Origin of the sequence: Fibrobacter sp. UWR3, from assembly GCF_900143055.1 — a bacterium.
Classification (GTDB): domain Bacteria; phylum Fibrobacterota; class Fibrobacteria; order Fibrobacterales; family Fibrobacteraceae; genus Fibrobacter.
This window is the reverse complement of record NZ_FRCW01000007.1, coordinates 63,137-86,069: the sequence shown is the minus strand read 5'-3', so window position 1 is coordinate 86,069 and position 22,933 is coordinate 63,137. Positions and strand designations below refer to the sequence as shown.

The 22,933-nt window shown below is 48.0% G+C and carries 20 protein-coding genes; 11 read left to right on the top strand and 9 right to left on the bottom strand.

The annotated features are described in order from the left end of the window. The first annotated feature begins 127 nt into the window (after window positions 1-127). The gene (gene sbcD, locus BUA44_RS10350; protein ID WP_072811868.1) at window positions 128-1,402 is read left to right on the top strand and encodes an exonuclease subunit SbcD; all 1,275 of its coding nucleotides are present in this window, start codon (window positions 128-130) and stop codon (window positions 1,400-1,402) included. Window positions 1,403-1,405: 3 nt separating this feature from the next. Beyond that, window positions 1,406-4,522 carry an SbcC/MukB-like Walker B domain-containing protein gene (locus BUA44_RS10345; protein ID WP_072811685.1) on the top strand — a complete coding sequence of 1,039 codons (3,117 nt, stop codon included), beginning with the start codon at window positions 1,406-1,408 and terminating at the stop codon, window positions 4,520-4,522. Between the two features lie 27 nt (window positions 4,523-4,549). On the opposite strand, the gene BUA44_RS10340 is transcribed toward BUA44_RS10345, so the two are convergent. Next, window positions 4,550-5,365: a BspA family leucine-rich repeat surface protein gene (locus tag BUA44_RS10340; protein ID WP_072811683.1), complete on the bottom strand. Its 816-nt coding sequence runs from the start codon at window positions 5,363-5,365 to the stop codon at window positions 4,550-4,552. Between the two features lie 2 nt (window positions 5,366-5,367). Further along, window positions 5,368-5,964, bottom strand: coding sequence for a hypothetical protein (locus BUA44_RS10335; RefSeq protein ID WP_072811681.1), 597 nt, complete (start codon window positions 5,962-5,964; stop codon window positions 5,368-5,370). A gap of 133 nt (window positions 5,965-6,097) precedes the next feature. Here BUA44_RS10335 and BUA44_RS10330 point away from each other — a divergent pair, with 133 nt between their 5' ends. Both BUA44_RS10330 and BUA44_RS10325 read left to right on the top strand, forming a co-directional pair. Next, entirely contained in the window at window positions 6,098-6,586 is a 489-nt protein-coding gene (locus BUA44_RS10330) for a DUF6884 domain-containing protein (RefSeq protein WP_217990582.1), read from the top strand. Between the two features lies 1 nt (window position 6,587). Next, the gene (locus tag BUA44_RS10325) at window positions 6,588-7,145 is read left to right on the top strand and encodes a GIY-YIG nuclease family protein (protein WP_072811865.1); all 558 of its coding nucleotides are present in this window, start codon (window positions 6,588-6,590) and stop codon (window positions 7,143-7,145) included. Window positions 7,146-7,152: 7 nt separating this feature from the next. Here the strand turns inward: BUA44_RS10325 and BUA44_RS10320 are convergent, their stop codons facing one another. The 4 genes from BUA44_RS10320 to BUA44_RS10305 form a co-directional block, all read right to left on the bottom strand. Beyond that, entirely contained in the window at window positions 7,153-9,186 is a 2,034-nt protein-coding gene (locus BUA44_RS10320) for a DUF2779 domain-containing protein (RefSeq protein WP_072811679.1), read from the bottom strand. A gap of 11 nt (window positions 9,187-9,197) precedes the next feature. Beyond that, window positions 9,198-10,058, bottom strand: coding sequence for a BspA family leucine-rich repeat surface protein (locus BUA44_RS10315; protein ID WP_083579583.1), 861 nt, complete (start codon window positions 10,056-10,058; stop codon window positions 9,198-9,200). A gap of 33 nt (window positions 10,059-10,091) precedes the next feature. Continuing rightward, window positions 10,092-11,108 carry a helix-turn-helix transcriptional regulator gene (locus BUA44_RS10310; RefSeq protein ID WP_072811674.1) on the bottom strand — a complete coding sequence of 339 codons (1,017 nt, stop codon included), beginning with the start codon at window positions 11,106-11,108 and terminating at the stop codon, window positions 10,092-10,094. Between the two features lie 105 nt (window positions 11,109-11,213). Further along, window positions 11,214-13,547, bottom strand: coding sequence for an AAA family ATPase (locus tag BUA44_RS10305; protein ID WP_072811672.1), 2,334 nt, complete (start codon window positions 13,545-13,547; stop codon window positions 11,214-11,216). A 201-nt stretch (window positions 13,548-13,748) separates the two neighbouring features. Between BUA44_RS10305 and BUA44_RS10300 the strand changes: the two genes are divergently transcribed. Beyond that, window positions 13,749-14,333 carry a hypothetical protein gene (locus BUA44_RS10300; RefSeq protein ID WP_072811671.1) on the top strand — a complete coding sequence of 195 codons (585 nt, stop codon included), beginning with the start codon at window positions 13,749-13,751 and terminating at the stop codon, window positions 14,331-14,333. Window positions 14,334-14,354: 21 nt separating this feature from the next. On the opposite strand, the gene BUA44_RS15820 is transcribed toward BUA44_RS10300, so the two are convergent. After that, window positions 14,355-14,735, bottom strand: a complete 381-nt coding sequence (locus tag BUA44_RS15820; RefSeq protein WP_072811669.1) for a helix-turn-helix transcriptional regulator — start codon at window positions 14,733-14,735, stop codon at window positions 14,355-14,357. A 302-nt stretch (window positions 14,736-15,037) separates the two neighbouring features. Further along, window positions 15,038-15,256 carry a hypothetical protein gene (locus BUA44_RS15710; RefSeq protein ID WP_097035998.1) on the bottom strand — a complete coding sequence of 73 codons (219 nt, stop codon included), beginning with the start codon at window positions 15,254-15,256 and terminating at the stop codon, window positions 15,038-15,040. Window positions 15,257-15,678: 422 nt separating this feature from the next. Here BUA44_RS15710 and BUA44_RS10285 point away from each other — a divergent pair, with 422 nt between their 5' ends. The 6 genes from BUA44_RS10285 to BUA44_RS10260 all read left to right on the top strand — a co-directional run bounded on the left by BUA44_RS10285 (window position 15,679) and on the right by BUA44_RS10260 (window position 21,530). After that, complete coding sequence (locus BUA44_RS10285; protein ID WP_072811665.1) at window positions 15,679-18,096, top strand: hypothetical protein; 2,418 nt, start codon at window positions 15,679-15,681, stop codon at window positions 18,094-18,096. Between the two features lie 652 nt (window positions 18,097-18,748). Further along, window positions 18,749-19,210: a hypothetical protein gene (locus BUA44_RS10280; protein WP_072811662.1), complete on the top strand. Its 462-nt coding sequence runs from the start codon at window positions 18,749-18,751 to the stop codon at window positions 19,208-19,210. Window positions 19,211-19,407: 197 nt separating this feature from the next. Further along, complete coding sequence (locus BUA44_RS10275; protein WP_072811660.1) at window positions 19,408-20,088, top strand: DUF4417 domain-containing protein; 681 nt, start codon at window positions 19,408-19,410, stop codon at window positions 20,086-20,088. Between the two features lies 1 nt (window position 20,089). Further along, window positions 20,090-20,590, top strand: coding sequence for a hypothetical protein (locus BUA44_RS10270; RefSeq protein ID WP_141398310.1), 501 nt, complete (start codon window positions 20,090-20,092; stop codon window positions 20,588-20,590). After that, the gene (locus BUA44_RS10265) at window positions 20,587-20,970 is read left to right on the top strand and encodes a hypothetical protein (RefSeq protein WP_072811655.1); all 384 of its coding nucleotides are present in this window, start codon (window positions 20,587-20,589) and stop codon (window positions 20,968-20,970) included. The genes BUA44_RS10270 and BUA44_RS10265 overlap by 4 nt, the downstream gene beginning before the upstream one ends. Continuing rightward, window positions 20,967-21,530: an RNA 2'-phosphotransferase gene (locus BUA44_RS10260; protein WP_072811653.1), complete on the top strand. Its 564-nt coding sequence runs from the start codon at window positions 20,967-20,969 to the stop codon at window positions 21,528-21,530. The genes BUA44_RS10265 and BUA44_RS10260 overlap by 4 nt, the downstream gene beginning before the upstream one ends. On the opposite strand, the gene BUA44_RS10255 is transcribed toward BUA44_RS10260, so the two are convergent. Further along, window positions 21,506-22,843: an ATP-binding protein gene (locus tag BUA44_RS10255; RefSeq protein WP_072811861.1), complete on the bottom strand. Its 1,338-nt coding sequence runs from the start codon at window positions 22,841-22,843 to the stop codon at window positions 21,506-21,508. The genes BUA44_RS10260 and BUA44_RS10255 overlap by 25 nt on opposite strands. Window positions 22,844-22,933 lie beyond the last annotated feature (90 nt).

Genomic DNA, 22,933 nt, shown 5'->3' with positions numbered 1-22,933 from the left:
GGATTGTCAAATGTGGACTTTTTCGGGGGAAATTTTTTTTCAAGTCCTATTTGACATTTTATGCCATTCTGGCGATACTATATTTGAAGCGATAAAGAACTCCGGCTCCGTGCCGGAAAGGAAGAACATGAAGTTCATACACACCGCCGACTGGCATTTGGGCAACTCGATGCACGACATCGACCGCCAAAAAGAAACCGAGCAGTTCCTCGCCTGGCTCAGGGAACGCATCGTGGAACTCGGGGCGCAGTGCCTCGTAATCGCAGGCGACATCTTCGATACCACCAACCCGCCCATCGAGGCGCGCAGGCAATATTTCCGGTTCCTCGCCTCCCTGCTCGAAACAAACTGCAAGAACATCGTCCTCATCGGCGGGAACCACGACTCGGGCGCACTGCTCGACGCCCCGCGCGACCTGCTCGAAGCCCTCAATATCCAGATGGTGGGTTCCCTCGGGGAACGCCCCGTAGAAGAACTCGTGAAGGAACTGACGGATGCCAGCGGGAACGTCGTGGGCATCAGCGCCGCAGTCCCGTATGTACGCGAAACGGAACTGCGCCGTTTCAAGCCCGAAGACGCGGTGGATTTCGCCCAGAGTACATACAGCGGGCTCTACAGCGCCGTTTACGAGGCCGCCGAAAAATTGCGCGCCGGCCGCGACATCCCCATCGTGGCAACGGGCCACCTGTACGCCTCCAGGCTGGAAGGCCGCCCCGAAAACGACGAGGGCAGGGACGCGAAGGAACACGGCATGCGCGATATCGTCGGTAACCTCGGGACTATCCCCGTCTCCGTTTTCCCGGAAGGCCTCGACTACGTGGCCCTCGGGCATATCCACTACACCACCATGGTGGCGCGCAACCCGAAGGTGCGGTACTCGGGCTCGCCGTTCGTGCTCGGGTTTGACGAGGCAAGCATCCCGCACCATATCCTGGCAATCGACCTGCAGAAGGGCGAAGCGCCCAACGTGCAGAAAATCGAGACCCCGCAATACTTCAAGTTCCTGCGCGTATCGGGCTCTGTCGCGGATATCGTCATGCAGCTGAACCAGCTGAAAAATGCGCCCGCAGAAAAGCCCCTGAAGGTGGAAGTCGTGTACGACTACGCTCCGGGCGTGAGCATCAACGAGGCGCTCGAATCCGTGCTGGAAGGCGCCCCGTTCGAGGTCGTGAGCAAGAAGGTGAAACGCGCCGACACCCTTGCGGCGGACGCCTTCTCGGACGATACGCTCGAATCGGTAGACGTCCTTACCGACGAGGAAGTTTTCAAGCGTCTCGTAATGAGCAGGATGGGTGCGCCCGAAATGGACGAATGCATCCAGAAGACCCTCGATGATTACCTCCCGCTTTTCAGGCAGGTAGTCGAAGAAGTCAACAACGAAACCGGCAGCGAGGAGGCCTAATACATGAAGATTCTGAAAGTCGAATTCGAAAATATCAACAGTCTCGCCGGCAAGTGGTGCATCGACTTTACCGACCCCTCCTACAGCGAACTGGACCATAGCCTTTTCGTCATCAGCGGAAAGACGGGCATGGGCAAGACGAGCATTCTTGACGCCATCACGCTCGCCCTCTACGGCGCCACCCCGCGCCAGGGAGTAATCTACAACGGCAACGACGGTAACGCCGTCATGACATCGGACAAGGGCACCTGTTTCGCCCGCGTCACGTACCGCTGCCGCAAGGGCACCTATGTATCGGAATGGAACCAGCGCCGCGCCCGCGACAAGGCCGATGGCAACCTGCAAAACGCGCAGGGCAAAATCTGGCGCATCGAGAATCCGCAAGACCCGATCTTTGCGGGCAATACCGGCAGGAACAGCGAACTGGCCAGGGCGAATGCCGAAATCATCCAGCTGGACTACTCGCAGTTCTGCCGTTCCATCATGCTCGCGCAGGGCGAATTCAGCAAGTTCCTCACCAGCGAAGAGAAGGAACGCGCCGACATCCTCGAAAAACTGAACGGCACCGAAAAGTACCGCCGCATCGGAAAGAAGGTGGGTGACCACAGGCGCGAGGCGAAAGCGGCAAAGGAGACTTCGCAGGCGGCATTCGATGCGTTGAACAACACCATGCCCAAGGCCGAGGACATCGAGAAGGACAAAGCCCTGCTTGCAGAAGTCGCGAACAAGGAAAAGGCCCTCACGGACAAGAAGAAGGATCTCGAAGCCCGTATCGCCTGGCGCAACTCGATGAACGAAAGCACCCGCAGCCTGGAAAGCGCAGAAACCGAACTTGCAAAAGCGAACAAGGACAAGAGCGAATTCGCCGGCAACGAGAAGCGGCTCGCAGATGCCGAGAAGGCCCGCGAATGCGCGACGCTGCATACGGAACTGCAGGGATTCCGCAAGCACGAGGCAGACGACAAGGCGAAACTCGAAAATTTCCAGAAGCAGCTCCCGCAGGTGGCAAGCGACCTAAAATCCGCGGGCGATAACAAGGCCATCGCCGAAAAGGAGAAGACGGCCACCGAGCAGTTTATCGCCGAAAACGAAGCGCTCTGGAACGAAATCCGCAAGCTCGACCAGGACTTGAAAAACGCGACAAGCGTGAAGGCCGAAGCCGAAAACCGCAAGGCCACCGCCGCACAGTCTCTCTCCGAGGCAGAAGCGGAACTGAAAAAGGCACAGGATACCATCAAGTCGCTCGAACCGCAGGTCGAATCCCTCGCACAGACCCAGGAAGCGAACGCGAAGGACGCGGAACTTGCAGGAATTATCCCGCAGAGCGAAACGCTTGTCGCAAGCATCCGCGGGTTCGACAAGAAAATCGCCGACGAAGAGAAGGCGAAAAAGGCGTTCGCAGATGACTTGAAAAAGGCAGAAGAAGGTCTCAATGACGCAAACGCGCTCAAGCAGGAACTTCTCGAGCAGCAGAACGAACTTTTCCGGAACGACGTGCTCGCGCTCGCCAACGTCATCCAGAACCACCTGGAAGAGGGCAAGGCGTGCCCGGTCTGCGGCTCTACGGAACATCCCGCCTGCGGACACTCGAACGGAACGGTCGCCGATGAATCCAGCGTGACAAGCACCGCCGAAAAGATTCGCGAACTGAACACGAAGTTGCAGGACGCAGATGCGAAACTCGGGCAGTACGAAAATGCCAAGAGCCGCGCGTTGACCGCCGGGAATGCGGCAAGCGAAAACATCGAATCGCTGAACAGCCAGAAAAACGAGGCGAGCGAAAAGGTGGCGGAACTCTGGAAGCCCTGGGCTGAATTTGACCTTGCAAACGCGGACAGCACCCTTGCCGACCTGAAATTGCGCCTGCAGCAGTTCACCGCAAACAAGACCAAGTTTGATAAACTTTCGAATGATCTTGCCATCGCCCGCAACAACGTGGAACTGTACGGCAAGAAGGTCCAGCATGAACAGGACCATCTCGAAAAGGAAACCGCAAACCTCAATGATGTCTCCCGCAAGCTGGATGAACTCCGCAGTTCCCGCAGCGAGAAGTTCGGCGACAAGGACGTGGAAGCCGTCGCGAAGGAAGCGACTGCCAGCAAGACCGCAGCCGCCAACAAGTACGACGCTGCCGACAAGGCGTTCCGCAATATCGAAAACAGGCACAATGAACTCAATACGCAAATCACGGCGCTCAAGGGTTCCCTCGAAAAGACCGCGGGCGATATCAAGACCGCAAGCGAAAAATTCGTGAACGCAATCGCCGCGAAGGGTTTCGCCGACGAAGCCGCCTTCCAGGCCGCATTGCTGCAAGAAGCCGAATTCACGAAGTTGCAGAACGAAAAGAAGCGTATCGACGGCGCCATCGCTACCGCAACCGGCAAGAAGCAGGCGGCAACCGAGGCCCTCGAAAAACTGAAGGCGGAACGCTCCGACGAGACGCCCCTGCAGGCCCTTACCGATGGGAAGGCCGCCGTCGAAAAGGAACTCGGCGAACTGCAAGGCTCATCGGGTGCGGCACGCGCCCGCGTGAAAGCCTATACAGAAAACGTCGCCCAGTTGCAGATTCTGCAGAAGGATCTCGACGCGAAGAAGGCGGAACTTTCTCGCTGGGAGGCGATGGGCGAATGGTTCGGTGTAATGGACGGCAGCGACTTCGCCACCTTCGTGCAGGGGCTTACCTTCAAGTCGCTCCTGAAGCTTGCCAACAAGCACCTGGCGATTGTCAAGGACCGCTTCAGGCTTGTCGCCGAAGGGAACCTCGGTTTCAAGGTGGCCGATTCTGAATTCGGCAACGACCGCCGTATCTCGAACCTCTCCGGAGGCGAAAAGTTCCTGGTGAGCCTCTCGCTCGCCCTCGGGATTGCCGACTTCGCAAGCCGCAACGTGCGCGTGGAATCGCTCTTCATGGACGAGGGTTTCGGCACCCTGGACGACGCGACCCTAGAAGACGTCATGAACTGCCTCCGCTGCCAGCAGCGCGAAGGAAAGATGCTCGGAATCATCACCCACGTGGAATCGGTGGTGAACAGCATCAGCCAGAAAATCATGCTGGAACGCAGTACCAGCCAGAAGGGCCACAGCACGATAACCGGCCCCGGCGTCACGCGAGTTGCATAGCACACCTCACACAACAAAGATGCCCGCTTATAAAAGCGGGCATTCTTGTATGAACCGCTCGGCCCGTTCCCGATAGACCTTGTCCAGCCATTTTTTCACCTTTTCAGCTAGGTTCCGGATAAACTCGTTTTGCTCGGAATCCGTATTCCACACCGCTTCTAGCCGCGTGCCGCTAAAAATGCCATTTATGTTGCACTCGTCAGAAACTTCCCAATGGCTGACGTCACCAAAAAAGCGCGACTCGGCGAACATCTCTTCCATATTCTCCACATTATTAACATGCCAGCCATAAACACCTCCGTTAAATGAGGACTTATAGAACATCCGCCGCATGTTCTTTACTTTAGTTGGTTTCCAAGCGCCAATGTAGCCATCAAATGGCGATTCCGCAAACATTTCGCCCATGTCTTCCACATTAGAGACATCCCACTTGTATATACCGCTAATGAACTTGGAATTGCGGAACATACTGTTCATATTCGTTACATGCGAGACATCCCATAGGCAGATATCCCCGCTAAATTCGGAATCCATAAACAGTCCACTCATGTCCGTTATGTTAGACACATCTATGAAATTCAGATCGCATTCGGGGCCTTCTTTCTCGATAGTCTCCGCAATCAACTGCTCAAGGTGTTGACGGTCCTTCGCTACAACGGTATCAATATATTTTCTCAAGTCTCTCTGAACATCATAAAGTTCGAACTCGTTATCATCAAAACTTCCAAACAGGTCCTGGCTTCTTGATTTCGGCTTCGTTTTCTCTTCTCTAATAAGCCTCTTCAGCAAATCCCGAAGTTCCATCAGGTCTTCTTTGCTTGTCGCAACATAGTAGTCTTCCATAATCACCTACACTTTTTCAAAACGTCTTCGTGTGCGTCAATGAGCCGCTTGAGTTCGGGGATTACCGAATCAATGGCCTCGATTTCGAACTGGTCGCGAGCGGCCTTATCGGCCTTTGTCGCCTTGCGCATCTTCGCGTAAACCGCCTCCTTCTCCTTCAGGGCATTCCTGACAGAAACGAAGCCGTCGTCCTGGGTGACCTTGCGCAAGTTGTCGATGAGTTCAAAGGCATCCGCGAAGTTCAACCGCAGTTCTTCCAGGTGGTCTACCGCCGTCGCCTCAAACTCCCTGAACGGAGCGTCTGTGGATCCCCCCGCGGTATAGTCCGTCTTCCACAAGGTAATGCCGCGGCAGAACTGCCTGCCGTCAGGCTTTTTGCCGTAGAATTCCCGCTGCCAGTACCTGATGTCGAACTGAATGATGTTCCCGCAATGCGGGCAGGTTTCCTCTGCCGCAATCGAAGTGCGAATTTTGAAGAAGTTCAGGCGTTCATCCCCCGAAGCGTCCTCGAAATCCACGTTGAACGTTGATTCCTTCCCGCATTCGGAACACGTGGCCTGCACATCCTCAGACCAGAAGAATATTCCATCGCTATGCATAACGTCGCTCCTTGTTGCATTTTTACGGTTATAATATACACACCGTATGCGACAAATGCTGACTGAAGTGAAAAATATTTGAATAAAAAAGTAGAGAGGTATTGACAGAAGGATGAAAAGATATATTTTACTAATGCAATCACTTGTCAATAGGCAAGGATTTATCAATGAGGTGCTAAATATGAAAAAAAGTATAGGACTTATTGCCTGCAGCAAGAGAAAAAATAAAAAAGCTGTTGAAGATAAGGGCAAAAAGTTTGCTGCAGAAGATTTGTACGCAGGGAATATTTTTCGACAATCAAAAGAATATGCACAATCTCATTGCAAGGATTGGCTAATTCTTTCTGCTAAGCATCATTTATTGGACAGAAAAAAAGGGATTTGCTACTACGATTGCTATCTCGGCAATAAAACTGCATCAGAACGAAAAAAATGGGCTGACAAAGTTCTTGATTCGTTGAAAAAGAAATTCGATTTAAGAAAAGAGCACTTTGTAATTTTTGGCGGCAAAAAATATTATGAAAACCTGTGCGAACATTTGAATTGCAGTGTGTATAAATGCTATAGTGGGGGAATCTACTTGGATAAGCCCATAAAAGAGTATCGTAATGGAGGAAAATGATATGAAAATCAAGGCAAAAGAATTAAGACCCACGGAGCAAGGTAGGTCCCCTAAATTGCTTGAAATTGAAACTCGACCCGGATATTACAAATGGTGGGCTAAGAAGAGCGAATTGAATGATTTGCTAAAAGGATTAGGCGAGACTTTTTCTAATGTCAAAGATGATATAGAAAAAGAGGACGATTTATATTGTATATATGTCGGTATTGCTAGAACATCCCTCAGACAACGGCTCAACTGGCATGTCAATGACAAGCATACAAAAAAGAGAGTCGAGAATGGATTCCTTTCCACTTTGCGAAAAAGTTTGTCCAGCGTTATCGCAAAAGATCAATATGACAAGGACAAAACCAATGATTTTATTGATAAATTGGTAGTTGAATTCTTCTATACTGGCTATAAAACAAAATCGGAAGAATCAACGAAAAAACTGTTGTCTATCGAAAAGAATCTCATTGGAAAAAAGTTGCGTATCTTGAATATTATGGAGAATAATCATCCCAAGGCAGCCAAAATCAAGAAAAGGCTGCAAGAACTTCGAAAAGAAGCGAAAAAATAAAACAGCTTTACTTCGTCGAAATCCTAAAATATTCCCAAATGCGGACCATGGATAGCGTGTCCAGTTTGCAGTATTCAAGAGACGCCCTGCGAATGGCTTCCGTGTGCAGCTTGTTAAAGCGACCCGCCTGCAGCAGCACATAGTCCAGCTTGCTAATTCCACCTTTATTGATTTGCTTATCGGCATTCCAGACATCCGAATCGTCAAAGTCGGCAGGGAATTCGTCCTTGTTAACTCCGGCAGCAAATTCCTCTAGAGAAGGCAAATTGTGATAGGGATCCATGTCGTCGCCGTACTTTTCACGGAAAAACGGATCGCTATGCAGAATAGCAGGCATCACTTGCTTAATAGAATTTGATGAACCCATGCTCGGATGATAAAAATATTTCTGGGTAAGCACCTTAAGGTCTATCATATCCCGACGCGTTGGTACGTAAGGGTGCTCACTATTTTTTGGCGGGTGTGAAATGCCCTCAATAAACCGTATCAGTTCCTCTTTGTCCGATTCATTCGAATCCATCAGCTGCAATCGAATTGCATTGAGAATGTTATTTTCGTGATCAGCATAGCGGAAAATATCGCCATCGTCTTTTTCCAATTGACGTTTCAATTCACGAATGAATTCAAAATTCGGGAATTTACCAGGCTCAAGCGAAATATATTCCCCAGCATGCTTATAAGTACCATCTTCATAAGCGATATGGTGCGAGAACTGGTAGGCAATTTCTTCATTGGGATGATTTCCCTTGAATAGCGGAACAGCACCCAAGTATGTTTCGAAATCAATAAAATGGAGCGGATACTTCCACTTGATTTTCTTTGCGGCCTCTTTCAGGAATGTCGGTTCGTTACACCCCGTCTTTGTGCTGTGCACATGCAAGTAGCGGAGGTCATCATCCGATAATTCAGTGCGTTTTTGGAAGGCCTCGGGCGTCGCATTTGCGGCAGGAACGTATTCGTTTTCGTCAATATCGGACAGAAGGAATTTCTTTTTTTCAAGCCAAGCGCCATTCTTAAGACTTGTGGGCAAGCCGCCATTTCCGATTCCGCCTTTAGTTTCATTAATTAGAGCCTTCCCGGCTATATCAACCCCAAACAGGTTCTGGAAACATTCGGCACGGCCATTCTGCTTTTGTTCATCTTCTTTGCATTTTGCTATGGTTCCGTCATCTCTCTTTTCATACTTGACATAGAACGGGCACTTGAAGCATTTATCACTAAAGCGGCAATTGCAATAATCCTTGCGGTTGTTGACATACATATCCGCAACTTTTTCAACGAATTTTACAAAACAGCCGTCAAAATATTTTTTTGCAATGTTCGGGATTTCATCCGCGATAATCTTGTCGCTGACTTCATCGACATCAATAATACGGTTAATACGTGCTTTTCCCTTCAATTTTTCGCGAATATCAGGAGCGCATTCTATTTCGCGATGACCGCCTTCAAGGAATTTTATTTGCAAAAGGGAGCTTAGTGAATCAACGTCGCTCACAGCATCGGAATTTGCAAGCATCAGACTGGCACTCACTTTGAGATGCGAGAATTCACTATGAGTCTTGATAAATTGCTGAATTACATATTTCTGGAAGGTCACATCCAAAATTTTCTTAAGATAATCAGAAGGAATATTTCCATTTTTGCCAAATGGCGATTCATCTGCACCAATGCACTTGGACTTGACTTCAATTATTTTAAGTTTGTCGCCTCGCTTGTGAAGGATGTCCACATAGACAAGGAACTTATCTGTCGCAAAGGCCGCTTCACCGATATCTACATTTTCTTTCTTCAAAAGCTCAAGCGTATCCGCAATCGACTTCGCCTGCGCCTCAATCGGATTTGCCCCTCCCCTTTGAATGATATTCTCGCTAGGGACGCCCTCGTAAATACAGGCAAGAGCGCCGAACTGATCACCGACTTCGGCAATGCCATCCGGCCCTTCATAATGGTAGGCATAATCCTTGCTGTTACGGTAATAATATGCGCGCATCGGGCATTCTACGGCATGGTTAAAAGCAGATTTAGTGAAAAGTTTGGGCATGTTTATTCCTTTTACTCGCCAAAAAAGCACTTGTCAAGTTTTTCTTTTAAGTCCGGGTCCATTTTTGTGTTATTCGCCACCTCAGCGGCTCTCCTTGATCCATCAAGTTTCTCGTACCACTCGGGCCGTTCCTCCGCCAAATCCAGGACGGAGCCGTCGAACATTCCTATCACGGAGTTCGCCTCCGAAAGGCCCCACCCACTTATGTCGCCACGGAACATGGATTGTGCGAACATGTGGTCCAATGCAGCGCCTTTAGCAATCTTCCAGCCCGAAATGTCGCCGTTGAATTCCGAGCATTCAAACATCTGCGCCATGAGGGTTACGGCGGACACGTCCCAGCGGCTGATGTCGCCATTGAACTGCGAACAGGCGAACATCGAATACATGTCCTTCACCTTCGACACATTCCACTTGCTTATATCGCCATTGAACCTGGAACCACTGAACATTACCGACATGTTATAAACACTGGACACATCCCATTGCGAAATGTCACCGTTAAAGACGGAATCGGCAAACATCGAGGACATGCTTTCTACATGTGAAACGTCCCAGCACGCAATATCGCCTTCAAAGCGGGACCTGGCAAACATGCCCGACATGTCCTCCACATTCGAGACGTCCCACTTGCTTATATCGCCGTTAAAGTCGGAACCGTAGAACAAGTTCGACATGTTCGTCACGTGCGAGACGTTCCACCTGGAAATATCCCCGTTGAACCTGTGGTTCGGATACGAGAAAACGCCGCTCAGATCCTCAAGGTACGAGACATTTATAAAGTTCAGGTCGCAATTCGGGCCCTTTTCTTCGATACACTCGTGAACAACCAGCTTCAAGTGCTGAAGATTGAAAGGAATAATTTCTTTCATGCAAACCTCCTCGGCTAAAATATTTGTATTGCCCTAGCCGTAGGTTTCCGTCAGGTATTCCGCGAATTCCTTGAGTCTGCTGCGCAATGCGGCAGGCTTTTTTACGTGCGCCACGTTCGAGAAAGACACGACCCAGTTGAACAGGAGCTGGTTTACCTCGGCCTTGAGCCTCACGTTGATTTTCCCGTCCTTCGTCTTGCCGATTTTCATGGAGCGGTTGAACGGGTTTTCTTCTAGGTAGAGGCGAGCCCGGCTCTCGAACTCGATTTCGATATCTTGGAGTTTCGGTTCCTGCCCGCTCAAAAACGCCGCGCCCGATGTCACCTGCCGGCGCAACTTGTCCACAATCTTCGGGTCTTCGACAAACGTCTGCTTCGAGAGTTTCACGCTCTTCATGCGCCTGAACTTGAGCGTATACGTGTCGCCCGCATGCTTTTCGGACTGGCAACCCACATAGAGTTCGTCCTCGTAAATAATGACCATCAGCGGGATGCGCGTCGACTGCTTCTCGGAATCGCCGCCATCGCGGTAGACCACGTCAATTTTGCGGTGGTCGTGAATCGCCTGCAAGATGGTGCGGATCTTTTCGCTCGCATCCTCCTCGATATCGGGCGGAGTCCCCATGAAAAGTATTTTCGTATTCAGGTCGTCACCGAGCTGCCGGAGCGATTTCTGCTCGCGGGTAGGCAGGCTTTTCTCGATACGTTCCAGGAGCTGCGTGATGATTTCGCTTGTCGCAGGGTATATATTCGCGATGCGCTTCAGGAATATGAAATGCAGCATGGTGTTCTCAAAGTTCGGGAACAGCAGGCGTTCCGCGTTGTGGAGCGCAGAACGGTAGACCGCCGTGCGGCCCTCGGTTTCGCAGGCGATGTAGCGGCCGCCATCCATCTCCGACAAAAAACGCATGTCGCGCTGCACGTTGCGCCTTTCCTCGTCGGGAATGTTGAAGGATGCCATCAGGTCGCTCACGGTGAATTTCTTGTCGGGGTTCGAAATCACCTTCGCAAAAAGCTGCACAGTTCTTTCGCCGCGGGTCATCTCCGCCATAATGCCTCCTGGATATACTCTCCCTAAATATAAACAAAAAGAACTATTTAGGGAAAAATAGTTCTCTTTTGCGACAAATACAGTCGTTTTTTTTGCACCGATTAACTACAGCCCCATCGTGCGTCCTTCGCGGCTATCCTTGTAGGCAAGCTCCGACTTGAGCGCATTGAGGACTGCTTCCGCGGTGAGTTCGCTCTCGTCGTAAAAACGGAGCGATGCGTATGCAGCGTTGAAGTCGCCCGGAGTGAGCATGCGCAGGCCACGCGCCGCCTCGGGCATTTCGACCTTCGGGAAGAATCCCTTCCACAGGGCCTCGATGCCTTCGGGCTTCAGGTAGCCGAACTTCACCTTCAGCGCAAAGCGCCTGCGGGACGCCGTATCGAGTTCCCCCTCAAAGTTCGTCGCCGCGATGAAGATCCCCTTGAAGTTCTCCATCTGCGTGAGCATCTCGTTCACCTGCGTCACCTCCCAGTTGCGGGCGGCTCCGCTGCGGTCGCGAATCATGCTGTCCGCCTCGTCCAGGAATAGAATCGCCTTCTTCTCTTCCGCTTCCTTGAACATCTTGCGGATTGCCTTCTCGGTCTCGCCTACGTAGCAGTTCAGCAGGTCGCTCGCCTTCTTGATTATTAGCTTGCGGTCGAGAGTGCGGGCAATATGCTTCGCGAATTCCGTCTTGCCGGTACCGGGCGCCCCGTACAGGAGCATGTTCAGGCTATCGGCGCGGTCGCCCTTCTGCATGTCCTTCCATTTCGCGTCAAACGCGCTCATCACCTTCAGGATTTTCGGCATGTCCGCGTCGGTGTTGATGGCATCGAGCAGGTAGCGCGGCGCACGGCTTTCCTTGTCGCGGCTCGCGTATTCCATGTCGAGGTTCAGCAGGTTCGCCTGCGCCTCCGCGATGGTGCGAATGCTCTCCAGCGGGTCCACCTTGCAGCCCGACTCCAGCAACTTCTTGGTGCCCGCAATCGCCTGCGTAATGCCGCCCGCCGTAATCTGGAACTCCGAAGCAAAGCGCTTCAGTTCCTCTTCCGAGATAATCGCGCCTGCACCCTGTTCGCTCACCACGGACTGCCACACCTGTTCGCGCTTTTCGACATCGGGGCGTTCGAATCGCACGGAATAGTCGAACCTGCGCAGCGTGCTATTCTCGATATAGCCAATGTTGTTCGAAATCCAGATGACCGGAATCTTGATCTGTTCCAGGAAGAAGTTCAGCGCTCCCTTCTCGCAGCAGTTGAGAATCACGTCGGATTCATCCACCAGGAGAATCGCCTTCTTCTTCTGGTACTTGGTGGCGGCATACAGGATACTCCCCATGCGGCTACGCACCACCGAGTTTTCCTTGCTGTCGCGATGCACGCCCTCAGTGCTGATGTTGGTGAGCACCAGCGGGCGCTTGAGTTCCTTCGCAATCGCCTTCGCGAGTTCAGTCTTGCCGGTACCCTCGACCCCGTAGAAGAAAATGTTCAGACCCTCGCCCACCTTCGCGTGCTTGATCATGTCGAAAGCCATTTCCACCTTCGGGTCCTTGCGGCAGAGTTTCTTGTACGGCACGCAGCCGCCCTCGTAAACCCTGAAGTAGAGGCTGTCCAGGTCATTGCCCGAATGCCCGTCCAGGAACATCCCGATTCGCTTGGAAATATCGAGGTCTTCGTCCAGGATACCCATCTGCTTGAGAGTCCCCTTGTTCGAGACCAGGTTCTCGAAATCCACATCCGGATAAAGCTGCGGGAAAACATCCGGGAGCGCCGCCCCGCGGAACCTGCGTGAACCAATCATGTCCAGGAGCGAACTGCACTGCTCCTTGTTGAAGAAAATCCACGAGAACAGCACGATTTCCATCTCGGCGTCGCTCAGGTTGAACGCGTTCTGCACAATGTTCAGGCGGCGGAAATATCCGTCGTCCACGCTGCAATTCTCCGCAAGAACCTTCTCGAGCTCGCGGGCGACGCTCTCGTAAAACACCTTCTGCGAGGAGGTGTCGAAAATGCCCTCGCCGCACAGGTAGTTGCGCACGAAATCGGCAATCTCCTTGACGGAACACGACCTGTCGATTACATCGTTAAAGCGCACAACCGCCATTTGGCGCCTCTGGTAAGCAACGCTCGTCTCCTCGCTGCTTTCGTCGCAGCGGAGCCTCTTTCCGGCGTAACTCCCGTTCACTTCCTTCACGAACCGCTTCTTGGCGGCACCGGTAATGCAGTCCTCTTCGGCATTGAGCTTCTCGAAATGCTCCGAGAGGTCCTTCAGCACGCGCGAGGCGGCCTCCTTCGTGAAAATCGCGATGCAGTCATCCGCATCCGGCATGCTCTTGGAGGCGCGCATCATGCGGATCCAGTACTCGTAACTCTTGAGCGTCACGAAGTCGTGTGTAATCTTCTTGTCATAGCGGCCGGCCTTGAGCGAGCCCAGTACACCCTTAAAATAATTCTTCTTCATACAATCCTCACCTATATATCGTCGCGAAAGTCAAAAACGTAAAGCACCCCGCGACATTTTTTTTAACACTCTTAATATAGATTGAGAATGCGACAACTAATGACGCATAAAGCCACCCCCCCCAAAAAAAACGCTAGAGCGACAAACGACAATATTTGCCGCATATAAAAGATATTTTTAGATATTCAGCAGGAATCGAATATGAAAAAGACAGAAATTACATTCGTTAGGGATATGGAGAGCCCGAAAATCCGCAACATGTTACAGTCTGATATAACTTTCGTAAACTTTGAAAAGCGTCGCTATATCAGTGAAACCCCGATAAACGTTCAGGAACTTGATTTTCTGCACAAGGACGGTTACAGAGCCATTGATACGGCACTGGCGGATACCATTATGCGGCTTAACAGCATGGATGGTTGCAGGACTCGTTATTGCTGTTCAGGGCATCCCGGCAGATTTGGTGAAGGGTATATCGTATTTGAGGAAATCCCAGAAACGCTAACGGAACAAATCGGCAAACTCACATACTGGAAACATGATGCAAGTTGGGGAAATGGTTCAAGTCCCGACGCCGCCCATCCACCTTTAATCCGCTGGGAAATGAACGGCATCGCGTGCACTTGCGCAACCACTTGGCTTAAAGCGCTACTTGAACTCGCCGAAATGGAATGTTTGCCCCAACGCAATTCGTTTGATGAATATCGAATCGAAAGTACGTATAAAGGGCGCTCTCCGCACAAGCAAGAAATCAGGCACGTATATCCTGTAACGACGAGAGAATGAAATTAGCTGGATTACGACAGACTATAACTTGCTTTTATTTTCGCGGAAAAACATCAAATAAGATGTCCCGAGGGCATCGGCTAATTTCTTTGACATGAGCATAGAAATGGGTCTGGCGCCACGTTCAAGCGAATTGTAATTCTGTTTTGCGAGACCAACCTTTTTGGCCAATTGCGCCTGGGTAAGCCCCGCATTTACCCGCATTATTTTCAACGCTTTTGCGGGGTTCATCCTCTTCTTCGCTTTTTTGTACCAACCCAATTCTTCCACCGGCTCAAGCGCATCATCGTCTTCATCGATACGGACGGAATCAGGAAAAAGAGCGTCCAAAAAGGCGATGACGGGCTTCGGGATGTTCTTGCCCGAAACTCTGAACGACACGGGTTCATCAGTGTTCTGCATAGGGGGCGCTTCCACGACTGCCAGCATATGTTACCTCAACTGTTATACCTTTTTCTGTTTCAATCCAACATGCCACCCATTTGTGGGAAAGGTGACAATGGTGAGTCGACGTTCCTGCTAGAATCCCGTAATTCGGCCAATTTGTCCTAACGGGTCCATTCAGCTTAATGTCATCAACAAGCAAAGCAAGTTTTTCTTGTTGCGCTATTGGCATCGTTGAAACGGCCCTAGAGACTCTTCTTGACATTAAAACATTGTACATAATAAATATATATTACTTTTTATTACTTGTCAATAAATACTTAAAAAATTGAATAGGATGAAGCTACTTGATGCCTTGTTCCGTAAAGGCGTAAGGCAGTTTTCTTGTTCCGTCCCGATTTGATATCAAAAATTTTGATATCAAACCCGCGAATCGCGTAAACACGCAATTTCAGCAACTCTTCGTCTATCAGGGAAAATTGTGTCCTTTCGGGTGCGGGCGAACCGCTCTTTTGCACGACTGCATTTCGCTTATTCATATCATACACCTCTGTTTACAAGCAAGAAAAAACAGGAACTACTGCACAAATATACACTAATTACAAACTGTCGTCAAGAGAAAAACGCGAAATTTTTCAAAAAATTGCGGATGCAGATATATTTGTCGCAAATATATGCTATTTTGAGATTGACATAGCTCTCACCGAATGGTGCGGAGCGACCGGAATTTTTGAGATTCGTCTCTTATTCTCGAACCTGAAACTACCACTTTCAATCCATACGAGAGTAAGACGAACGCTCACGCCCATATTGGGCGTGGGTCGTTTGTGCTTATTGTATGGTAGGGTGTGGTAGCCCGCAGGTTCGGTAAGCGCTGCGACTCCACGCCTTTTTTTTGTTTTGGCTAAAGTTTTTGTGCTCCTGAGTAAGAGTCGAGTGGACTTTTATACAAGGAGTTAAAATGAGCCTGTTCGAAAGACTGCAGAAAGCCTCGTCCGAAGAAGACGTGAAAGCCGAGTACATCAAGGCATTGCACCTTAAAGGCGTGCAACGTAACCTCATCGACATCCAGACGCGCGAGGTTTGGTTCGAGGCCAAGTTTGGCTCCAAGAAGTCCCTCTACGAAATGTTTACGCAGTTGCTTTTTTACATTCACAAGGCCTTGGATGATGGAGAATATATTCCGCCATTTCTTTGTGTGGTTGATAGCGTGAAAGCGGCTATTATGAAAACCGATGTGGCACTTCCACTTCTGCAAAATAAAAAAATGAAAAGCATGTGGGGTAAGTCGGCAAGCGATGTCACCCGCGATGCACTCGATATGGTGAGCCAGTACATTGGCACGCATTTTGTGAGCTTCAATATCGAAACGCACGAACAAGAATTTATTGACACTTTCCGCAATGCCATTGATAAAGGCGAAATCATTCGCACGCAGATTACTCCCGACAATTTGAAACAGGTGTTTGACAAATGGGTTGAGATGGTCGGGAAAGAAATTGTCGGAGCATCCCCTGAGAACTACGCCGAATTCTTTTATGCTGACATTATGAGTGATGGCACGGTTAGCACCCATCAACATCTTTCTGCAGAGCTGTTGCATAAGGGGAATAATCCTGTATTTAGTTTAAACGGAAAACTTTATGAGTTGGGATCTACAGATGGTTATAGCCACTTTTGGACGATATACCATAGGCCGCCAGAAGAAAAACACCGAACGTACTTATTAGAACGTCGCGATAGCTTGATTCCTGTTGAAGAGAGAACTTTCAAGGGAGCATACTACACTCCTCTGCCAGTGGTTGACAAGGCTTACGACTTGCTTGAAAAAACGCTTGGTGCAAACTGGCAGAAAAATTACTATGTGTGGGATATGTGCTGTGGAGTAGGAAACCTCGAGGCCAAGCATAGCAACCACCGCCATCTTTTTATGAGCACACTTGACGAAGAAGATGTGAATATCATGAAATCTGCCAAGATCTGCGTGGAAGCAGAACGTTTTCAGTACGACTACCTAAACGATGATATTACGAATGATGGTAAAATTGATTACAACCTAACAGATAAAATTCCGCAGAGCCTACGCGATGTGATCCACGATGCGAACGAAGGTAAGAAAAAGTTGTTGGTGCTGATAAATCCACCGTATGCAGAGGCGACAAGTTCTGATAATGCGGTAAATGGCGTGGGTACCGATGCTAGTAAGATTGGCGTTGCTGATACAAAATTTGCTAGAAAAGGAATGGATGAATTCGGCAAGGCGAGTAATGAATTATACACGCAGTTCGTAGCAAGGATTTCAAAAGAAATTCCTAATGCAACATTGGCGATGTTTAGTACATTGAAACACATAAATGCACAAACAATGGAAAAATTTAGAATTCAATGGAATGCGAAATATTTAGGTGGATTTATTGTTCATTGCAAGTCCTTTGAGGGTTTGAAAGGAGAATTTCCAATAGGCTTTTTGATTTGGAAAACTATGAATAAGCCGACAGAGTTCCCCTCTGAAATAAGCTGTGAGATTCTTGACAAAAATGTTAATGCTGTTGGAAGTAAGTCATTTTATAATATTCCCGTTGATACTTATCTTACCAAATGGATTAAACGTCTAAAGCCCAACAAGGAATTGTGTATTCCTCTAAAAAATGCAGTGACACCGGGAACAGCAACGAAAGATTTGCGCGGGACACAATGGTGTGATAATGCAATTGCGTATTTTTGGTGCAACAGCAATGATATGCAACAGGCTCCCACTAGAACAGCACTTTTCTCTTCGGGGTTTAATGGAGGACATGGAATATATGTTACAGAAAATAATTTATGGCAGGTATCTGTTGTTTTTACTGTAAGAAAAGTAATTCCTCATACTTGGATTAATGATAGAGATCAATTCCTTCAACCCAACGCAGACCTTTCCGAAGAATTCAAGAACGATTGCTTGATTTATATGCTCTTCAATGGTTCAAATCTCACCGCAAGCGCCAATAATCTTGAATGGAATAACCGCAAGTGGAATATAATCAATCACTTTATTCCTTTCTCCGCCTCTGAGGTTGGAGCGTCCAGTCGCTTCGAAAGCGACTTTATGGTTCGTTACATGAGAGGAAAAACGTTTAGTGTTGAAGCCCAAACTGTTCTTGACGAAGGTCGCAAAATTTGGCAAGAATATTTCAAGCAACAGTTCAACCACAAAATCCGTGACGAATTCAAATTGAATCGTGCCGATGTGGGGTGGTATCAAATATGCAAGGCTCTCAATGCTCAAAATGGATCTGGCAATACTGTTCCAACTAACTTTGAGCACTTTGAAAAAGCTTACAAAACGCTATCTGAAAAAATTCAACCCCAAGTGTATTCATATGGTTTTTTGAAATAAGATTAAGATCAATCCATATTTTGGAGGACACTAAACATCATCAAATAGTTTGATTTTGACATAGACTGAAGAGATTTCTGATTCCACTACTGAAAATCTGGTCGTTTGCTTTAGGCGAATCAAGAATATCCACAATGAAAAAGAATCTTCGCTCAATTTGGGCGTGGGTCGTTTGCACATATTGTGGATAGGTTTACCAGAGCCTCAGTAGTGTATGTGCATTCGACACCACGCCTTTTTTATTCATAAAAAAGCATAGGCATGCTGAAGTTGCGACAAAATGAAAATAGACGGAAATAGCGGATTGTATTATTCAGTGTCAGAAAAGATGAGACCAAAACGCATTTGGAAATAGAGTGTAAAAATATTTTTATTACAGGTGCTGAAGCAACTAATTTATTAGCGAGACGTGTAGTTTGAATGGTGAAGAAAAAGGGCTACTTTCAAGGTAGAGCGGAGATAAACTGGCCTTGGGCCAAAGGAGCGAAACATAAGACCATAGGGTAAATGACATCGTGTTTTTAATCAAGTTTGTCGGGCAAATTGCTCGACAGGTTAAAGGATGTTTGTTTAAAAGATTCGATTTTATAATTCAAAAAAAGATGAGCCTTTTTTCAGCCTTTTGGAATTTAACTGACTAAAATAGTATAAGATGCAGCAGAAGGAATCAATACATAAACCCGACCAGGAGCAGGCCTTGCAAGACCTGTGGTTGAAGGAATGTGCTGATCTCAAAAATCTTTCTTGCACTCAAAAATTGGATTTTAAAGATAGATTACAAGAATTATTCCAAATAAAAAAATGGAATTCCAGTCGTTTTCAAGAAAAAACAGAATTAAGCCCGACGATTTTTACGAAAATCAAATCAGATAAGTACTGCCGGTACAAGCCATCTTTGGAAAGTATCATTGCTATTTGTATAGGTTTAGACATTCCCTATCTTTCTTCAATGCAGTTGTTGAAGGCGGGGAACTATTGCTTGGACGATTACGATCCTTGTCACCAGATGTATATGTTCATTCTTCGGAATAATTATCGTTTTGACATAGATAGAGCGAATCGGTTTCTAATCCAAAATCATTTCGAACCAATAAGTGGTAAGGATATGTATTAGGCGTATTCCTAGTCTACGAATTGCTCTTAAAAATATTTCTTTCGCACGGCGAAAAGAAAATAACCCAAAAACGCCATTTTTCAGCATGACTTACATTAAAAATGGCGAAATTCGCAAAATTTCCTTTCGCGCTGCGAAAAGCATTTTTATACCTCAAAAGGCAGATTTGTCTCTGAAGAATTAACAAGGAGACAGATATGTCTAAAAACAAAAGAGCCAAAGCAGCTATTGATGACGGTTTTCAGCCTGAACTAGTAAAAAGCGCCCGTTTTGAGGGCATTTTCGAGATTCCTGTCATTGACAAACCCAAAAGAATCTTTATCCCTGGCGGAATTACGCCGTTTAGCCGCAGAAACGAGGCTCCGACGGATAGCGAGGGTATCGGATTCTTCGAAATGGACCCGATGTTTGCCGACGTCCTGAGAAATCCCCAAGCCTATGCTAAAGAACTCAAAAAGTTTCCTGTGGTTATTTCGCCCGATTGTTCACTTTACAGGGATGCTCCCTTAACCGTGCAAATAGCAAACGTTTACAAGAAGAATGCAATCAGCCATTATTGGCAAACTCAAGGCATAGACGTTTTTGCACTTGTTCGCTGGGGCAGCCGCGACACTTACACGACAGACGTGTTGCCTGAACCGATTGCATTTGCAGGAATCCCTCACGACAGTATTATCGTCATCAGCACCTACGGATGCATAAAGACAAAAGAAGACAAATATCATTTTGAAGCCGGACTTGATGCATGCCTACGAGCGCTCACGCCCAAGATTGTTCTTGTCCATGGAGCCATGCCAGAAAAAGTCTTTGGAACGTATTTGAAATATGCGGAATTCCATAACTATCCAAATTGGATTGCAAGAAAAAAAGGGGGGTGATATGGGTAGCGGAAATAAAGGGGGCTATCATGGAACAAGAGGAAGTTCTCAACCGTTCGCCCCTTCATACGGCGTAATGCCTGATATGCACAAGAGCGACGTTTCAAGAGGTATTGTTCAGAATGGAGTGTACCCTAAAAATCCAACAGCAAAGGATATTCGTGACCTGATTCATGGAAACTATATAGGCAACAAAAACACCAATGGTTTGTTCACATACGCCATAGATATGAACGACAAAATCATTGTCGGGAAAAGGAACGGCAACGGGACAAACTCCAGCGATGCGCCTACGCCCCACCCGACCTTGATAGGAGGCAAGAACCCCAAGGTACAATGTGCAGGAATGCTAGATATTCGTGGCGGAAAAATCTATTCTTTTGATGACAGGAGCGGCCATTTTAAGCCCAATCCTAAATCTTTAGAAAAAGCTGCCGAGATTTTTGCTAGATTGCCTAAAGGCGTGTTTCACAAGAACTATATCGGAGGAAAATCCAAATGACAGATTACTTAAACAAATGGTTTTGGATTAAAGACCGAAGCGGAATACTTGACCCCATCGCTCGCGACCAGTGGTTTATTCGCGGTTGGGAAACCCTTCAATGTATTGAAGAAAAAGAAGATTCTGTGGTATTGTGTTACAGAAATAGTTCTAGAATTCTTCCGACCCTCAAAAGCGTTTTAGAAGAGCGCCCGGCACCATCTTTTTTACCTAATGAAAAAGTAAGGGTGATAAAAAAGGATCTCTATGCTGTTGTCAAGCAGTATCTCTGGCACTATAACGACCAATATTATTATTACATGCTAGCCGACGAGAACGGAAAGATGCTGAAAAAGAGGTATATGGCTGACGAACTCGAAAAAGTGGAGCTGGCAAAATGAATCTAGTTGACCTTTCCAAAGAAATTTCCTATGCACTTCGGCACGCTCCGTGGGAATACGAGTTGGAACTTGACGAGCAGGGTTTTGTTCCGATAGCACAGTTACTCCATGCCCTGAATGAATCCGGAACGTATGAATGCGAGGTCACGCAAGCAGACTTAGAACAAATTATCACTACTTCCGAAAAGAAACGCCACGAAATTGTTGGGGACAAAATTCGGGCACTTTATGGTCACTCTGTTCCTCAAATTATAAAGAAGGAACCAGGGATTCCCCCTGCCGTTCTATACCATGGAACAGCGCACAAGGCTTTATCGCAGATTCTTCATGATGGCTTAAAGCCGATGCAACGACAATATGTTCATCTTTCTGCTGATGTTGACACTGCTACTCGTGTTGGTAAACGCCGCGATGGCAATCCGGTCATCTTGAAAATAGATACCGAGGCAGCACAAAAGGCGGGCATCCAGTTCTATATCGGCAATAACAAGGTTTGGCTTTGCGACAGGATGCCGAAGGATTTTCTTTCGATTTTTCACTCCAAAAACATTGCCATGTAGTATGGCAGTGTAACCATCTTGCCCGCAACACCTATGTTGTTTTCGGAAAGCTTGTAGCAAACCTTGGCTGCGTAGTTGTCGTTACTCAGAACGGTCTTTGCCGACTTGGAGCGTCCCGTTGTTGCCTTGACTTCAATAATGGCGAGTTCGCCGCCGACATTTTCTACAAAGTCAATTTCTAGCCCGGATTCTTTGCGGAAGTAGAATAGTTTGCGACCTTGTTTAGAGAAACAATCTGCGATGATGTTCTCGTAGATGGCACCTTTATAGAATCCCAGATCGCCGCTTAGAATCTTGGCCGCGGTGCCGCGTTCCAGCATGGCGACAAACAGGCCGGAATCCTGCACATAAATTTTAAAGGTGTTTTCGATTTTGTAGCCGTCAAGAGGTTCTGCGATGTTGGTCAGGTTGTGGCAAATGTTGATTATGCCGCAGTCGTAGAGCCATTGGATTGCGGTTTGGTAATTTTCGGAACGACCCTTCTTTTCTAGTTGCGAATAAACGAATTTGTTGTTTTCCTTCGCGAGTTGGGCGGGAATTGAATCAAAGACGCGATTGATGCGGCCAAGAAGCGTGCGGTCAATTTCCTCGTTTTCATTCTCGTCAAGGTGTTTGCCGAAATCGTCCTTATATTCTTCAAGAATGTCCTGCTGTTCCTGCCAAACAACGTTCATGTCGTTCGTCTCGACAAATCGAGAAACGACATAAGGGAGGCCACCCACGCAAAGGTATTCCTTGAAATAGCGGAGCATGGCGTTATGCGTCGCCTCGCTTACGGGTTCTTTTTTCTCGTAGCAGTCCTTCAGGTATGCGATGACGTTTTCGCCTATGCCCTTTGCCCACAGAAATTCCTCGAAGTCCATGGGTTTCATATAAATTATTCTTTCAAAGCCAGTCGGGACGCCTTTTCCCTTTTTACGGTTGTACCCCTTAATACCAAGCAGGGATCCAGTACAGATGACATCGTAGCGACCGTCTTCCATAAAAGGCTTGATGCTTGCGCGGGCGTTTGCACATTCCTGAATTTCATCGAAGATGATGACAGTCTTGTTTTCGACAAAATGAGCGTTGGGAAAGAGTGCTGACAGGTCTATGGTAATCCTGCTCACGTTCAGGTCGTTGTCGAAGACCTTCTTCGCATTTTCATTTTCCTTAAAGTTGATATAGACGACGCTCTCGTAGTTGCTGCGGGCGAATTCCAGGACGCTGGATGTCTTGCCGATTTGACGCATTCCCTTGACAACCAGGGCCTTCTTTTTGCCCCCCGAGATCTTCCAATTTTCAAATTCTTTAAGGATTTTTCTCTTGAACATGTCCAAAAACTACACTTTTCCGACCGAATTGTCAACACTTTGACGCACTTTTTCAACCGAATTAGTGCAATAAAAGCGCACTTTCCCCAC

Excerpts from the sequence above, each read along its gene's own strand:
- BUA44_RS10255 (WP_072811861.1), bottom strand. The coding sequence starts at position 22,843 with ATGTTCAAGAGAAAAATCCTTAAAGAATTTGAAAATTGGAAGATCTCG.
- BUA44_RS10270 (WP_141398310.1), top strand. The coding sequence starts at position 20,090 with ATGGGTAGCGGAAATAAAGGGGGCTATCATGGAACAAGAGGAAGTTCT.
- BUA44_RS15820 (WP_072811669.1), bottom strand. The coding sequence starts at position 14,735 with ATGCAGAACACTGATGAACCCGTGTCGTTCAGAGTTTCGGGCAAGAAC.
- BUA44_RS10330 (WP_217990582.1), top strand. The coding sequence starts at position 6,098 with ATGCAATCACTTGTCAATAGGCAAGGATTTATCAATGAGGTGCTAAAT.
- BUA44_RS10325 (WP_072811865.1), top strand. The coding sequence starts at position 6,588 with ATGAAAATCAAGGCAAAAGAATTAAGACCCACGGAGCAAGGTAGGTCC.
- sbcD (WP_072811868.1), top strand. The coding sequence starts at position 128 with ATGAAGTTCATACACACCGCCGACTGGCATTTGGGCAACTCGATGCAC.
- BUA44_RS15710 (WP_097035998.1), bottom strand. The coding sequence starts at position 15,256 with ATGAATAAGCGAAATGCAGTCGTGCAAAAGAGCGGTTCGCCCGCACCC.
- BUA44_RS10320 (WP_072811679.1), bottom strand. The coding sequence starts at position 9,186 with ATGCCCAAACTTTTCACTAAATCTGCTTTTAACCATGCCGTAGAATGC.
- BUA44_RS10310 (WP_072811674.1), bottom strand. The coding sequence starts at position 11,108 with ATGGCGGAGATGACCCGCGGCGAAAGAACTGTGCAGCTTTTTGCGAAG.
- BUA44_RS10340 (WP_072811683.1), bottom strand. The coding sequence starts at position 5,365 with ATGGAAGACTACTATGTTGCGACAAGCAAAGAAGACCTGATGGAACTT.
- BUA44_RS10345 (WP_072811685.1), top strand. The coding sequence starts at position 1,406 with ATGAAGATTCTGAAAGTCGAATTCGAAAATATCAACAGTCTCGCCGGC.
- BUA44_RS10315 (WP_083579583.1), bottom strand. The coding sequence starts at position 10,058 with ATGAAAGAAATTATTCCTTTCAATCTTCAGCACTTGAAGCTGGTTGTT.
- BUA44_RS10275 (WP_072811660.1), top strand. The coding sequence starts at position 19,408 with ATGTCTAAAAACAAAAGAGCCAAAGCAGCTATTGATGACGGTTTTCAG.
- BUA44_RS10335 (WP_072811681.1), bottom strand. The coding sequence starts at position 5,964 with ATGCATAGCGATGGAATATTCTTCTGGTCTGAGGATGTGCAGGCCACG.
- BUA44_RS10280 (WP_072811662.1), top strand. The coding sequence starts at position 18,749 with ATGCAGCAGAAGGAATCAATACATAAACCCGACCAGGAGCAGGCCTTG.
- BUA44_RS10260 (WP_072811653.1), top strand. The coding sequence starts at position 20,967 with ATGAATCTAGTTGACCTTTCCAAAGAAATTTCCTATGCACTTCGGCAC.
- BUA44_RS10265 (WP_072811655.1), top strand. The coding sequence starts at position 20,587 with ATGACAGATTACTTAAACAAATGGTTTTGGATTAAAGACCGAAGCGGA.
- BUA44_RS10305 (WP_072811672.1), bottom strand. The coding sequence starts at position 13,547 with ATGAAGAAGAATTATTTTAAGGGTGTACTGGGCTCGCTCAAGGCCGGC.
- BUA44_RS10300 (WP_072811671.1), top strand. The coding sequence starts at position 13,749 with ATGAAAAAGACAGAAATTACATTCGTTAGGGATATGGAGAGCCCGAAA.
- BUA44_RS10285 (WP_072811665.1), top strand. The coding sequence starts at position 15,679 with ATGAGCCTGTTCGAAAGACTGCAGAAAGCCTCGTCCGAAGAAGACGTG.